We start from the raw sequence: 12,403 nt of genomic DNA, 5'->3' as shown, positions 1-12,403 counted from the left end.
CGGGCGCGGCACCTTACAGCCAGTCGTGCTCGCGGGCGTAGCGGGCGGCTTCGTGGCGGGTTTGGGTCTGGGTCTTCTGCATGGCGTTGGAGAGGTAGTTGCGGACCGTGCCGGGCGCGAGGTGGAGCCGCGTGGCGATGTCGGCGACCGAGTAGCCGTCGCCGGTCACGCGCAGCACGTCGAGCTCGCGGTCGGTGAGCGGGCAGTCGTCGATGACGGCCAGCGCGGAGACGTCGGGGTCGATCCAGCGGCGGCCCTCGTGCAGCGCGGCGATGACCTCGGTGATGTGGGCCGGCTCGGCCGCCTTGCTGACGAAGCCCTGCACGCCGAGCTTGAGCGCCTTGCGCAGCACGCCGGGCCGCGCATGCCGGGTCAGCATGAGGATCACCTGCTCGGGCCGCGCGCGCCGGATCTGCGCCACCGCGCCGAGCCCGTCGACGTTCGGCATCTCGAGGTCGATGACGAGCACGTCGGGCCGGTGACGCAGGGTCTCGGCCACGGCCTCCTCCCCGTCCTCCGCCTCGGCGAGCACGGTGATGTCGCCCTCCAGCGGCAGCAGCGCGGCCAGCGCCTTGCGCAGCAGGGCCTCGTCGTCGGCCAGCACCACAGTCGTCATGGCCGCGCCGTCGGGTTGTAGGCCGCCGCCGTCACGAACTGCCCGTCTTTCTGCGCCACGGTCAGTTCGCCGCCCTCATCGGCCAGCCGCCGCCGCAACACGGACAGCCCCCGCAGCTCGGGCAGGACGTCGCCGCGGGCGCCGTCGTTCGCGATCGTGATGCCCTCGGCGGTGAGGGTCACCCGCACCTCGGTGGCCTGGGCGTGCCGCAGGATGTTGGTCGTCGTCTCGCGCAGCACCTGGCCCAGCAGCTCGCTCGCGCGCGAGTCGACCTCGGCCTCGCGGGTGATGCGGGCCCTGATGCCGGCCGCCTCGAACAGGTTCTTCGCGTTCTCGAGCTCGGCCGAGAGGTTCAGCCGCCGTTGGGCGTACGCCAGCTCTTTGGTCTTCTCGATCGTGTCGCCGACCAGGGCGTGGATCTCGCGCAGCTCGGCGGCGGCCCGATCGGGGTCGGCGTGCACCAGCTTGCCGGCGAGTGCGGCCTTCAGCTTCACCACGTGCAGCGTGTGGCCCTGGATGTCGTGCAGGTCGCCCGCGAAACGCACCCGCTCGCGGATCACGGCCAGCTCGGCCTCGCGCTCCTTGGACTGCTCGAGTTCCTGCACGACGTCGTAGAACCGCTCGCCGGCGAACGACAGCGCGAACACTACGGCGGACAGCCCGGTCGGCAGGATGACGTAGGGCAGCAGGGTGTCGTCGGGCTCGATGAGGAGCCGCAGCGAGCCCACCGCCGCGATGTAGGCGAGGACACCCGCGACGGCCAAGCCCCGCCAGCGCGGCAACCGCGGCAGAGCCAGCGACGCGACGGAGCTCATGGCCCACCACGAACTCGGGCTGCCGGAGACGAGCGCGCCGAGCGGCCAGACGGCGCCCGCGACCAGCAGGCAGGGCTTCACGACGCGGGCGAGGTCGTTCGCCGTCCAGCGCTCGAAGCTGACCAGCGCCGCCACCACACCGGGCACGAGGATCAGCACATGCCACCAGGCGTGCGTGTCGATCGTCACGAGCACCACGGCCACCACGATCAGCGGGGGCAGCGACGTCACCAGGTTGAGCCGCCGCAGCCTCCCCTGCGTGGCCGAGGTGATGCGAAGCGATCTTGAGGTCACCCATCCAGTATTCGGCCGGTCCGGGCTCGCGACCAGTGACACCACGTCATGTCTTTCGATGACAAACGGTACTGACGGCCGTCGTTCCCGACCGGGATTCTCGATGCATGTCCACCGAACCCGTCATCGAGATCGACCGGCTGAACCTGAGATACGACGACTTCCACGCGGTCCGCGACGTGTCCCTGCACGTGCGCCGGGGCGAGCTCTACGCGCTGCTCGGCACGAACGGGGCCGGCAAGACCTCCACCCTCGAAACCGTCGAAGGGCACCGCAACCCCACATCAGGCACCGTACGGGTGTTCGGGCGCAGCCCCCGCGACCGGCAGGCCGTGCGGCCCAGGATGGGCGTCATGCTGCAGGAGAGCGGCTTCAGTCCCGACCTCACGGTCCGCGAGTCCGTAGGCCTGATCGGCAGCCTGACCCGCCGCGCGGATGACGTCGGCCGCGTCCTCGACGTCGCCGGGCTCACGCGCAAGGCCACCACCCGGGTCGCGCAGCTGTCCGGTGGCGAGAAACGGCGGCTCGACTTCGCCACCGCGATCTGGGGCAGCCCCGAGCTGATCTTCCTCGACGAACCGACCACCGGCCTCGACATCCAGTCGCGCGACGGCCTGTGGGCATCGGTCGACCGGCTGCGCGAGAACGGCGCCACGATCGTGCTGACCACCCACTATCTCGAAGAGGCCCAGCAGCGCGCCGACCGCATCGGCCTGATGCACCGCGGCACGCTGCATCGGGAGGGGACCGTCGCCGAACTGACCCGCACCCTGCCCGCCGTCATCCGATTCACCGCGCCGGCGACCGCCCATGCGCTGCCCCTGCCGGGAAAGATCGGCGACGGCGCCGTACTCGTCGAGACCTTCAGCCTGCAGAAAGACCTGCACACCCTGCTGAGCTGGGCCGACGATCACGCCGTGGAGCTGCGCGACCTCACGGCCGGCCCGACCCGGCTCGACGACGTCTTCCGCGCCCTCGACAACCAGGAGTGACGACCATGCTTGCGATCGCTCGCAGCGAGCTCATCCAGATCTTCCGCAACCGGCTCGTGCTGGTCACCAGCTTCATCATGCCGGTCGCGGTCAGCGCCTTCTTCCTCTATCGCCACGAGGAATTCGCCTCCCTCAGCAGCCTCGGCTACATCGCGGCCGTCATCCTGTTCACCATCGGCGCGTTCGGCCTCTACACGTCCGCGGTGACCACCCTCGCCTCCCGCCGGCAGAACCTGTTCCTCAAACGGATGCGCTCGACCGCAGCCGGCGACGCCGGGATTTTGGCCGGCCTGCTGCTGCCTGTCACGGTCCTCGCGCTGGTGCAGGTGACCGCCATTTTGATCGTGCTCGGCTCGGTGACCGGCCGCCCTGGCAGCGTCGCGCTGCTGGGCGTGGCCGTGCTCGCCACGATCGCCATGATGATCGGCCTGGGCCTGGCCACGGCCGGCCTGACCAATTCGCCCGAGCACGCCCAGGTGACCACGCTGCCGGTCAGCCTCGGCGTCATCGCCGTCGCGAGCTGGGTCGGCATCAGCGGCGCCGAGGAACTGACCCTGCTCAAGCGCCTGCTCCCCGGCGGCGCCGCCACCGAACTGGTCGTCGGCGCCTGGAACGGCGGCGTGGCCGTCAGCGAGTCGCTGCTGCTGCTGGCGCCGACGCTGGCCTGGGTCGTCGTGGCCGTCGCGCTCGCCGTCCGCCTGTTCAGCTGGGAACCCCGCCGCTGACCGTCGCGGCCGCCGCTGGTCAGATAGACGATGTCGGTCCCGTTGTCGAGGTCGTGGGGCGGCGGGCCGCGCCCGCCGGGCTAGGTTGAACAGCGGGAACTCGCCGTTGGAGGACACATGGACCTGGGACTGACTGGCAAGCGCGTCGTCGTGACCGGCGCTGGGCGGGGGATCGGGCTGGCCGTCGTGCGGGCCTTCGCGGCCGAGGGGGCGAGCGTCGTGGCCGGCAGCCGGCGGACGAGTGCCGAGCTGAAGGAGATCCCGGGCGTCACGGTGGTGGAGGTCGACCTGGCCGAGCCCGACGGGCCCGAGACACTGGTCGCGGCGGCCGGGGAACGGATCGACGTGCTGGTCAACAACGTCGGGGTCGCCCCGCCGCGCACCGGCGGTTTCCTCGAGGTCACCGACGACATGTGGGCGACCACCTGGAACCTCGACGTGATGTCGGCTGTGCGGGCCACCCGGGCCGCCCTGCCGCGGATGCTCGACCACGGCGGCGCGATCGTGAACACCGGCTCGGTCAACGCGCGCCTGGCCGATCCGCTGGTCATCGACTATTCGGCGGCCAAGGCCGCGCTGACCAACCTGGCCAAGTCGCTGTCCAAGGAGTTCGGGCCGCGCGGCATCCGGGTCAACACGGTCGCGCCGGGGCCGGTCGCCACCGATCTGTGGCTGGGCGAGGGCGGGGTCGCCGCGACCGTCGGGGCGGCCACCGGCGCCGACCCGCGCGACGTCGAGGCGGGCGCGAAGGCGGCCATGGTCACCGGTCGTTTCACCCGCCCCGAGGAGGTCGCCGACCTGGTCGTCATGCTGGGGTGCGAGCGTCTCGGCAACGTGACCGGCGCCGAGTTCACGATCGACGGCGGAATGATCACTACGGTCTGAGGGTGTCACAAACACCTGGTGGTGGTCGGTCGAAGTGACGCCAGTGCCACCGATCGGGAGGGTCGTTCCCATGACCGACGTCGAGCAGCCCGGATTCGCCGCCGACATCAAACCGCTGTTCCGCGACAAGGACCGCAACGCCATGCTGTGGAAGTTCGACCTGTGGTCGGTCGACGACGTCCGCACGAACGCGGAGGGCATCTACGGAGCCGTCCAGCGCGGCACCATGCCGTGCGACGGGACGTGGCCCGAGGGGAACAGCATCCTGCTGCGGCGCTGGATCGACGGCGGCCAGCTTCCCTAGAGGTGCCTGCTCACCCTGCGTGCCGACGAGGCGCGCGACCACGTGGCGGCGGCCGTCGCGGCCGGTGTGCCCCGGCTCTCGCGGCGCACCGCGTTCATCCACGCCGGGGTGGCCGCGATGGCCGCTCCCGGCGAGGAGTCTTCCGCGCTTTTCGCTGCCCTGCTGGCCGACCCCGAGGCCGAGGCCGGCACGTTCCACCGCGCCCGCATCGAGCTCGCCTACGGCCGCGGGCTGCGTCGGCGGCGCAGCCCGCGCGAGGCCCGCCGGGTGCTGCTGGCCGCCCGCACGACCTTCGAGCAGCTCGGCGCGCTGCCGTGGGCGCAGCGGGCCGAGGCCGAGTCGGCCGCGACCGGCGGCGTCCGCAAGCGCGAGTCGCGAGATCTCACCCCGCAGGAACGCGCGGTGGCCGAGCTGGCCGCGGCCGGCCTGACCAATCGCCAGATCGGCGAGCGCCTGTTCCTCTCGCACCGTACGGTCGGCACCCACCTGGCCCGCGTCTTCACCAAGCTCGAGGTGCCGGCGCGGGCGGGCCTGCGCACCGCCCTGATGCGGATCAGCTGACCCGTTCCCGCGCGCCCGCTTGGAACCGAGCGGCCACGGCCGACACCGCGAGGACCGCGACGCCGAAGACGAGCACGGCCACCCGGTCGCTGACGGCGTGGGTGGCCGCGGCGAGCAGGATCGGCGGCACGCCCATGCCGACGTAGGCGACGGCGAAGAACACCGCGAGCACCCCGGCGGTCGCGGCCGGGTCGGCGGTGGCGACCGCGCCGCCCAGCGCCGCCTTGAACAGCAGCCCCGCCCCGGCCCCGGCCAGCGCCGAGCCGAGCAGATACCAGGTCAGCGACGGGTGGTAGAGCGCGACGACGACGAGCGCCATGCCGACCGGCGTCGCGCTCAGACCGGCGACGAGCAGCCGCACTGGCGGCAGGGCGGCCGGCAGGGTCTGCGCGAGCGCCGAGACGCCCAGCACGGAGAACCCGGCGACGCCCCACACGACGGGCTGCGCGATGTGCAGCTCGCCCCGCACGATCACTGGTGCCGGTCGCCGCCCTGCTCGGCGATTTCCTGCGGGAGCACCCCGGGGTCGACGTACGCCTGGAGGTGGCCTCGGCCCTGGCCATGCTCGACAAGGTCGTCGCGGGTGACCTCGACTGCGCGATCGCGCCGGTGCTCGAATCACGCCCCCGGGTGCGCGTGACGCCGCTGGCCGCCGAGCCGCTGTTCCTGACCTGCCGTGACGACCATCCCCTGGCCGCCCGCGCGTCGGTGACCGTGGCCGACCTCGACGGTGAGCGCTTCGTCGAGGTCCCGCCCGGCTGGACCTCGCGGCTGATGACCGACGCGCTCTTCGCCGGCCGCGGCCTGGCCCGGCATCGGCTTCACCCCGGCCGGTCTTTCGTTCCCGGCCGGCGCCTCGCTGCGTCGCCTGCCCGTCGGGGGCGTCGACCTGCGCCGGCACCTCCACCTGATCCTGCCGGCGGCCGGCGAGACCAGCCCGGTGGCCGCCGCGTTCGCGACCATGATGCGGCGGCTCTTCCCCGCGCCGAACGGTCTGTGATAGACCGTTGTCGTTGTAAGACATTTAACAGGATCGAAATAAGGGGGTCTTGTGGCCGCGTCGATCAGCCGTCGTTCCGTTCTTGCCGCCGGTGCCGGAGCCGCTGTCGCGGCGGCATTGCCCGCGTCGGCCGCCCAGGCCGGCTCCCGCGTCGGTTTCACCCTCAACGCCTCGACCCTGGACGGCGGTGAGCAGGTCGTCTCCGTCACGCTCGGCACGAGCCGGCTCGGCCGCGTCGACCCGGCCAGTCTCACCCCGGGCACGTTCCGCGTGCACGCCAAGGCCACCAGCCCGATCCCGCTCGCGCCGGGCGAACTGATCTTCAGTGAGTACGACCTGGACCGCGTGGTGACCGCGGCCCGGCTCGACCACCGCGGCGACATCGTGCTCGAGCTCAGCCACGCGGAGGGTCAGGCCGGTGGCGGCACGCTCGGCTACATCGTCAACCGCGGCCGCAACGTACGCCTCGACCTCGTCTACACGATCACCCAGCTCACCCCGTTCGTCGTGCGCGGCCGCGGGCCGGTCACGGTCACCGACTTCCACCAGGGCCGGCTGGCCAACCCCGAGGTCGACGCGTTCGGCTACCGGGTCTCCGGTTCGGGCATGAAATACCGCCTGTACGAGCCCCGGCGCTCGGGCCACGGCCGCCGTCCCTTGGTCGTCTGGCTGCACGGCGGGGGAGAGGGCGCGTCGCTGCCCGACAACTACTACGACAACGAGACCACGCTGCGGGCCAACCGCGGCGCGCTCGGCTTCGCCACCCCGGAGGCGCAGCGCATCTTCGGCGGCGCCTACGTCGTGGCCCCGCAGAGCACGTCGTTCTGGCTCGAGGACGGCGACCGGTTCGCCCCGCAGATCCGCGAGATCGTCCGGGAGGTCGCCCGGCGGCACCCGATCGACCGCGAGCGCGTCCACGTCGTCGGGTGCAGCAACGGCGGCTACATGAGCCTGAAGATGACCGTCGTCTACCCCGAGCTGTTCGCGTCGTCCGTTCCGATCTGCGGCGTCGTGGCCTCACTGTCGCCCGGTGGCGGCCGCATGATCACCGACGACGAGTTGCGCGGCATCGACACCCCGACCTGGCTGGTCGCCTCCCGCGACGACACCACTGTTCCGCCCGAGCCCAACACCGTGCACGCGCACGACCTCATCCCAGGTTCGCTGATGTCGCTCTACGACACGGTCACCTGGAACGGCTACCGCTTCCCGGGCCACTGGTCGTGGATCTACGTCGCCCGCAACGACCCCCGCGTCGGCGACACCCGCGTCTGGCAGTGGATGGCCCGCCGCCGGGCGTGATGTTGGTGACACGCTGCGTGACTTGATCAGGCCCTAGAGTGAGCGAGTGCGGATCTCGGGGAGCGTGGCCCTTGTCACCGGGGCGTCGTCGGGCATCGGGCGCGAGGTCGCCCGGCGGCTCGCCGCGGCCGGGGCGCGGGTGCTCGCGCACGGCCGCGACCTGTCCGCGTTGTCCGCACTCGACGCCACCCCGCTGGTCGCCGACCTGGCCGAGCCAGGCGCCGGGGCGCGCCTGGCCGAGACCGCGCTGGGCGTCGCCGGGCGCGTCGACATCGTCGTCGCCAACGCGGGTCTGGGGTGGGCCGGGCCGTTCTCCGAGATGCCCCCGCAGACCTGCGCGCGGCTGCTCGCGGTCAACCTCGCCGCGCCCATCGACCTGACCCGTGCCCTGCTCCCGCACTTCGGCGACCGGCCCGCATACCTGCTCTACGTCACCTCGATCGCCGGCCGCATGGGGGTCGCGGGCGAGGCCGTCTACTCCGCCACCAAGGCCGGTCTGGACAGCTTCGCCGAGAGCCTGCGCTTCGAACTGCGCGACCGCCCGGTCGGCGTCGGCGTGCTCGTGCCGGGCGTCGTCGACACCGCTTTCTTCGAGCGGCGCGGCCGGGCGTACGACCGGGCCAGTCCCCGCCCGATCCCCGCTGGAGTCGTCGCCGATCGCATAGTGAAAATGATCGATCGGAGCGGCGCGGAAGTGTACATGCCCAGGTGGCTGCGGGTTCCCGTGGCCGTGCGGGGCACGCTTCCGGGTATGTACCGTCGGTTGGCAGCACGCTTCGGTTCGGAGAGCGGCTGAGCGGCTGAGGGGGGCCGATTTGTATCTCGCAGTGGGCTTCGGGCTGCTTGCCGCTTTCATGTTCGCCGCGTCCGCCTCGTTGCAACAGCACGCCGCGCGGGGCACGGTGACGGCCACCCACACTGAGAACGCGCTGGTCGGTAGGTCCGTCCTGCGCCCTCTGTTCGCCCTCGTGCGCCGCCTCGTACGCCACCCGATCTGGTTGATCGGCTGGTGCACCAACCTGCTCGGCTTCGGCGTGCAGGCGATCGCGCTCCATCTCGGATCGGTGGCGCTGATCCAGCCCATCCTGGTCACCCAGCTCGTCTTCACGATGCCGCTGTCCACCGTGTGGGCCCGGCGCTGGCCGACGCCCACCGAATGGCTCGGCGTCACCGTGATCAGCGGCGCCGTCGCGACGTTCGTGCTGGTAAGAGAGGCGTCCCCGGCTACCAGCGGCGAACCGTTCCGAGGCGGGGTGATCATCGCCGGCCTCGTCATCGCCGGCCTCGTCACGCTGCTGGTGATGGCGGCGGCCGGGCGTCCCCCGCTGGTGCACGCCACGCTCGTCTCGATCGCGGCCGGCCTGTGCTTCGCGATGAGCGCCGTGCTGATAAAACTGACCACCGACGACCTGCTGAACCGCGGCGTCGTGGCAACCGCGCTCGACTGGCCCGGCTACTGCCTGGCGCTGTCCACTATGACTGGTTTGTTGCTTGAACAGGGCGCTTTCGCCACGGGATCTCTTTCCGCGGCCGTTGCTGCCATGACCATCACCAACCCGCTGGCCAGCTATGTTCTAGGGGTGCTCGTGTTCCACGTCACCCCACCGACCACTCCCGGTGCCCTCACGGCGCTGGCCGGCTCGGGTGCGTTGCTCATCATCGGGGTGGCCGTCCTGTCCCGCTCACCAACCGTGAGAAAACCGGACATCGTCCCCTTGAGGGTTTGAAAATTTGAACCGCGGGCATCGCGCGCTCGTACACGTGAACAGCTCATTGACCCCCGACCCCCCGGACTGCTGATGACTGAACTGGTGCATGACAAGCGTCACGAACGCCTCCACGACAACGTCGTGATCGAGCTGGGCCGCCTGCGGCCACAGATCGTGCGCGGCGCGCGGATGTTCATCGAGAGCGTCGCCGTTCCCACCCTGCTGCTTTTCGCGGTGATGCACACCGCCGGCTTGATGTGGGGCCTGATCTCGGTGATCGGCTGGTGCGCGCTGACGATCGGCGTCCGGTGGATCCGCGGCTACCCCCTGCCGGGCACCCTGCTGCTCTGCGCGGGCATGCTCTGCGGACGAGCCGGGCTGGCCCTCGTGCTCTCCAGCGCCCTGGTCTACGTCGTGCAGCCCGTCTTCGGCTCGATCCTGATGGCGTTGCTCTTCCTGGGCAGCGCGGCGATCGGTAAACCGGTCACGATGAGGCTGGCCCGCGATTTCGTGGCCCTGCCGGCCCAGCTGTTCCACCACAAGGGCATGCGGCGCCTCTTCACCCAGGTGGCCATCGTCTGGGGCGTCTCGCGCGTGCTCGACGCCGGCATGAGCCTGGGCATGCTGCACATCAGTCTCGACCTCGGCCTGCTGTCGCGCCTGTTCAGCGGCGGCCTGACCGTGCTGACGATCGCGGTCTGCGTGGCCTGGGGAATTCGCGCCATGCGCCGGATGCCCGGGGTGACGTTGCGCCTGCGCCCCAGCGCCGCGGCCTGACCTACGTGCCCGCGTCGGAGCGCGGCTGCCTGACGTTGCGCCTGCGTCCGAGCGTCGCTGCCTGACGTTGCGCCTGCGTCCCGGCGTCGGTCGCCGTGCCTCAACCGGCCGCGAAAGCGCCGAACGGATGTCCCTCCGCGCCAAACGGGTAGCGCACAGTGACGCTCCTAACTCTCGCCGTGCACGGTGATCAAGTGCTAGAAGTCGAGGGTGACCCCGGGGCCTGAGGACATGCGTGCCGCATGGAAGCCACGTCTGTGGCGAGAGCTGCTCTACGGCCTGATCGTCTTCGCGTTCTACACCTTCGTCGAGGCCCTGCACGGCCCGGCGCGCGAGGCGGCGGCGTACCGGAACGCCTGGCACATCTTCGACCTCGAGCGTTTCCTGCACATCGACGTCGAGCTGGCCCTCAACCAGTGGCTGGCGCCTCGCGAGGTGCTGCGCACGCTGTCGAACTACGAGTACGCGACGACGTACATCGTGGCCGCCGGGATCATGCTGGTCTGGCTGTATCTGCGCCGGCCGGACCGGTATCGCGAGATGCGCAACTCGTTCCTGCTGCTGAACGTGATCGCGATCGCCTGCTTCTGGGCCTACCCGGTGGCACCCCCGCGCTTCCTCGAGAACACGCAGTTCGTCGACACCGTGCTGCAGGGCGCGACCTGGGGATCATGGGGCTCGCCGCTGGTCGGCCACGCCAACCAGCTCGCCGCCATGCCGTCACTGCACGTCGCCTGGGCGCTGTGGGTCAGCGTCGTGCTGGCCGAGCTCAGGCACACCCGTACGGTGCAGGTCGTCTCTCTGATCCACGTCGCCGTCACGCTGTTCGTCGTGATGGCCACGGCCAACCACTTCCTGCTCGACGCGGTCGGCGGCGCGATCGTCGTGTGGGTGAGCGTGCTGCTCGCCCGGCACTTCACGCCGGTGCCCGACGAAGTACGAGCCCCCGACGCGTTCTTCCTGCACGTCGAGTCGCCGGCCGCACCCCAGCACGTCGGCGGCCTGACCGTCGTCGACACCTCGGACATCCCGCTGCGCCGCGAGGCGATGGTCGACCGGGTCAAGACCTGCCTGCACGAACTGCCCCGGTTCCACCAGCGGCTCGAGTCGCGGGGCCGGTGGCTGCGGCCGCGCTGGGTCGAACATCGCGAGATCGACTGGGACTGGCACGTGCCGGAATACGACGTGACCCGCCCCGACGGCCTGCCCGGCGGCTTCGACGCACTGCACGCGCTGCTCGCGAAGATCGCCGGCGAGCCGATGCCGCGCGACCGCCCGATGTGGCGCTGGGTCTGCGTGCAGGGCGTCGAATCGGACCGGGCGGCCACGTTCTTCCTCGTGCACCACGTGATCGCCGACGGGGTCGGCACGATCGCCCAGTCGCTGATCCTGCTCGAGCCCCGCTACCAGCCCAAACTCCCGACCCAGCGGATGCCCGGGGTTCTTCGCCGCGCGGCCGCCACCACGGTCGGGCTGGCCCAGCTCGCGACCGACGGCTTCCCGAAGGTTCGGTTGGCCACCGGCGACAACTCGGCCCGCGCGTTCGTCACCGTCGACCTGCCGCTCGACGCGGCCCGCGATGTGGCCCGCTCGCATGGTGTGCGGGTCAGCGACCTGCTGCTCACCCTGGTCGCCGGCGGGCTGTCGGCAGCGGTGCCGACCGTGCCGCACGGGCTGCTGCGCGTCTCGGTGCCGCTGATGGTGCGGCCGCCGGGCGCCGCGGCCGAGGGCAACCTGACCGCGGCGGTGATGACCGAAGTACCGCTCGGGCCGGTGGCGGGCGGCGAACCGGCGCGGCTGACCGAGATCGCGCGGCGCAGCCGGCGGCTCTACACGGGCACTCGCATGCTGGCCTCGAACTTCGCGATGCGGGCGGCCGGTGTCGTGCTGCCGATGCCGGGCCATGCGTGGTTCGCCCGCACCGTCTACGGCGGGCGAACCTTCCAGGCGATCGTGTCGAACATGCCCGGGCCGGACATCGCGCTCACGCTGGCGGGGGTACCGCTGGCCGGGGTGTACCCGATTTTGCCGCTGGCACCGCGCGCGCCGATCGCCGTGGGGGCCATCGGCTGGGACGGCGTGTTGTCAGTCAGCATCGCGGTCGATCCGGCACTGGTCGCCGACATCGCGTCATTGGCCGACGCCATGAAGGTCGTCTACGACGAACTACAGACCGGCGATTGACCAACGCCCAGGCTGGCCGGCTGCTGCGGCCCTCGAAAACGCGCAGCGCCAGTGAAGTCGTGCCCGATATGACAGCTTTGCGGGGAGTGGGTTCGCGCGGAGCTGGCGTTTCCCGCTTCTGTCTGTCCCCTTTTTCATGAAATAAAGCCCTGGGATTTATGGATCTTTCCTCAGTTCAAGGATTCAGGGCCTCGATCGGCATTGAGGCCCCTACTTCCTTGCAACCTGATCGGTCTTGG

13 protein-coding genes and 1 pseudogene are annotated in these 12,403 nt (G+C 71.0%); 11 read left to right on the top strand and 3 right to left on the bottom strand.

What is annotated here, in order from left to right:
- Nucleotides 1-13 precede the first annotated feature (13 nt).
- Nucleotides 14-616 carry a response regulator transcription factor gene (locus EER30_RS24465; RefSeq protein ID WP_127502888.1) on the bottom strand — a complete coding sequence of 201 codons (603 nt, stop codon included), beginning with the start codon at nucleotides 614-616 and terminating at the stop codon, nucleotides 14-16.
- Nucleotides 613-1,725 carry a sensor histidine kinase gene (locus tag EER30_RS24460; RefSeq protein WP_205650396.1) on the bottom strand — a complete coding sequence of 371 codons (1,113 nt, stop codon included), beginning with the start codon at nucleotides 1,723-1,725 and terminating at the stop codon, nucleotides 613-615. Before EER30_RS24460 ends, EER30_RS24465 begins: the two co-directional genes overlap by 4 nt.
- A gap of 107 nt (nucleotides 1,726-1,832) precedes the next feature.
- Here EER30_RS24460 and EER30_RS24455 point away from each other — a divergent pair, with 107 nt between their 5' ends.
- The 5 genes from EER30_RS24455 (at nucleotide 1,833) to EER30_RS24435 (ending at nucleotide 5,192) form a co-directional block, all read left to right on the top strand.
- The gene (locus tag EER30_RS24455; protein ID WP_127502887.1) at nucleotides 1,833-2,717 is read left to right on the top strand and encodes an ABC transporter ATP-binding protein; all 885 of its coding nucleotides are present in this window, start codon (nucleotides 1,833-1,835) and stop codon (nucleotides 2,715-2,717) included.
- 5 nt (nucleotides 2,718-2,722) lie between these two features.
- On the top strand, nucleotides 2,723-3,442 hold the full coding sequence (locus EER30_RS24450) for an ABC transporter permease (RefSeq protein ID WP_127502886.1): 720 nt from the start codon (nucleotides 2,723-2,725) through the stop codon (nucleotides 3,440-3,442).
- Nucleotides 3,443-3,559: 117 nt separating this feature from the next.
- Nucleotides 3,560-4,327: an SDR family NAD(P)-dependent oxidoreductase gene (locus EER30_RS24445; protein WP_127502885.1), complete on the top strand. Its 768-nt coding sequence runs from the start codon at nucleotides 3,560-3,562 to the stop codon at nucleotides 4,325-4,327.
- Between the two features lie 70 nt (nucleotides 4,328-4,397).
- Entirely contained in the window at nucleotides 4,398-4,631 is a 234-nt protein-coding gene (locus EER30_RS24440) for a hypothetical protein (protein ID WP_127502883.1), read from the top strand.
- Nucleotides 4,632-4,673: 42 nt separating this feature from the next.
- Entirely contained in the window at nucleotides 4,674-5,192 is a 519-nt protein-coding gene (locus EER30_RS24435; RefSeq protein ID WP_127502881.1) for a helix-turn-helix transcriptional regulator, read from the top strand.
- On the opposite strand, the gene EER30_RS24430 is transcribed toward EER30_RS24435, so the two are convergent.
- Nucleotides 5,185-5,661, bottom strand: a complete 477-nt coding sequence (locus tag EER30_RS24430; protein WP_127502880.1) for a hypothetical protein — start codon at nucleotides 5,659-5,661, stop codon at nucleotides 5,185-5,187. The genes EER30_RS24435 and EER30_RS24430 overlap by 8 nt on opposite strands.
- 8 nt (nucleotides 5,662-5,669) lie before the next feature.
- On the opposite strand from EER30_RS24430, the pseudogene EER30_RS50000 reads away from it, so the two are divergent.
- The 6 genes and pseudogenes from EER30_RS50000 to EER30_RS24400 all read left to right on the top strand — a co-directional run.
- A pseudogene (locus EER30_RS50000) lies at nucleotides 5,670-5,996 on the top strand (LysR substrate-binding domain-containing protein); the annotation flags it as partial.
- A 247-nt stretch (nucleotides 5,997-6,243) separates the two neighbouring features.
- Nucleotides 6,244-7,494 carry a carboxylesterase family protein gene (locus tag EER30_RS24420; RefSeq protein WP_127502878.1) on the top strand — a complete coding sequence of 417 codons (1,251 nt, stop codon included), beginning with the start codon at nucleotides 6,244-6,246 and terminating at the stop codon, nucleotides 7,492-7,494.
- Nucleotides 7,495-7,540: 46 nt separating this feature from the next.
- Entirely contained in the window at nucleotides 7,541-8,290 is a 750-nt protein-coding gene (locus tag EER30_RS24415; RefSeq protein WP_127502876.1) for an SDR family NAD(P)-dependent oxidoreductase, read from the top strand.
- Between the two features lie 19 nt (nucleotides 8,291-8,309).
- The gene (locus EER30_RS24410; RefSeq protein WP_127502874.1) at nucleotides 8,310-9,221 is read left to right on the top strand and encodes a DMT family transporter; all 912 of its coding nucleotides are present in this window, start codon (nucleotides 8,310-8,312) and stop codon (nucleotides 9,219-9,221) included.
- Nucleotides 9,222-9,293: 72 nt separating this feature from the next.
- Nucleotides 9,294-9,980: a DUF3159 domain-containing protein gene (locus tag EER30_RS24405; protein WP_127502872.1), complete on the top strand. Its 687-nt coding sequence runs from the start codon at nucleotides 9,294-9,296 to the stop codon at nucleotides 9,978-9,980.
- Nucleotides 9,981-10,211: 231 nt separating this feature from the next.
- Nucleotides 10,212-12,164, top strand: a complete 1,953-nt coding sequence (locus EER30_RS24400; RefSeq protein WP_127502871.1) for a bifunctional phosphatase PAP2/O-acyltransferase family protein — start codon at nucleotides 10,212-10,214, stop codon at nucleotides 12,162-12,164.
- Nucleotides 12,165-12,403: the final 239 nt, after the last annotated feature.

Source organism: Actinoplanes solisilvae (assembly GCF_003999975.1).
In the GTDB taxonomy this organism is placed as follows: Bacteria; Actinomycetota; Actinomycetes; order Mycobacteriales; family Micromonosporaceae; genus Actinoplanes; species Actinoplanes solisilvae.
The sequence above is the reverse complement of the archived record's forward strand: the minus strand, read 5'-3'. Positions and strand labels throughout refer to the sequence as shown.

Excerpts from the sequence above, each read along its gene's own strand:
- EER30_RS24400 (WP_127502871.1), top strand. The coding sequence starts at position 10,212 with ATGCGTGCCGCATGGAAGCCACGTCTGTGGCGAGAGCTGCTCTACGGC.
- EER30_RS24440 (WP_127502883.1), top strand. The coding sequence starts at position 4,398 with ATGACCGACGTCGAGCAGCCCGGATTCGCCGCCGACATCAAACCGCTG.
- EER30_RS24445 (WP_127502885.1), top strand. The coding sequence starts at position 3,560 with ATGGACCTGGGACTGACTGGCAAGCGCGTCGTCGTGACCGGCGCTGGG.
- EER30_RS24450 (WP_127502886.1), top strand. The coding sequence starts at position 2,723 with ATGCTTGCGATCGCTCGCAGCGAGCTCATCCAGATCTTCCGCAACCGG.
- EER30_RS24405 (WP_127502872.1), top strand. The coding sequence starts at position 9,294 with ATGACTGAACTGGTGCATGACAAGCGTCACGAACGCCTCCACGACAAC.
- EER30_RS24465 (WP_127502888.1), bottom strand. The coding sequence starts at position 616 with ATGACGACTGTGGTGCTGGCCGACGACGAGGCCCTGCTGCGCAAGGCG.
- EER30_RS24455 (WP_127502887.1), top strand. The coding sequence starts at position 1,833 with ATGTCCACCGAACCCGTCATCGAGATCGACCGGCTGAACCTGAGATAC.